This window comes from Mesorhizobium sp. M4B.F.Ca.ET.017.02.2.1 (genome assembly GCF_003998955.1).
In the GTDB taxonomy this organism is placed as follows: Bacteria; Pseudomonadota; Alphaproteobacteria; order Rhizobiales; family Rhizobiaceae; genus Mesorhizobium; species Mesorhizobium abyssinicae.
The window spans coordinates 1-389 of record NZ_RZOF01000736.1; the positions used below are offsets into that span (position 1 = coordinate 1).

Below are 389 nucleotides of genomic sequence, written 5' to 3' on the forward strand. Positions count from 1 at the left end.
CTACTCCGTCGCGTGGTGATGCGACGAAGGTCGGCAGCGGTGCTAGCTGCCGATATGCGGGCCTTTGCCTCGCGCGGTGGCCAGTTCGACCTGTCGCTGGCGTTCGGTGTAGCGGGCGCGATCCTCGTCGGAGCGGACCTCGTGGCAATGCGGGCAGGACACGCCGGCCGCATAGCGCGGCGACAGCCGGTCCTCGACCGTCAGCGGATGCCGGCAAGCGCGGCAGAGTTCGGCCTCGCCTTCGGCAAGGCCATGCGACACCGACACACGTTCGTCGAAGACGAAGCATTCGCCTTGCCACAGGCTCTCTTCGGCGGGCACCTGTTCCAGATATTTGAGGATGCCGCCCTTCAGATGGAACACATCCTCGAAGCCGAGCGACTTCACAT

1 pseudogene is annotated in these 389 nt (G+C 65.3%); it reads right to left on the reverse strand.

The features are described from left to right. Window positions 1–42: 42 nt before the first annotated feature. A pseudogene (locus EN738_RS35115) lies at window positions 43–389 on the reverse strand (hypothetical protein); the annotation flags it as partial.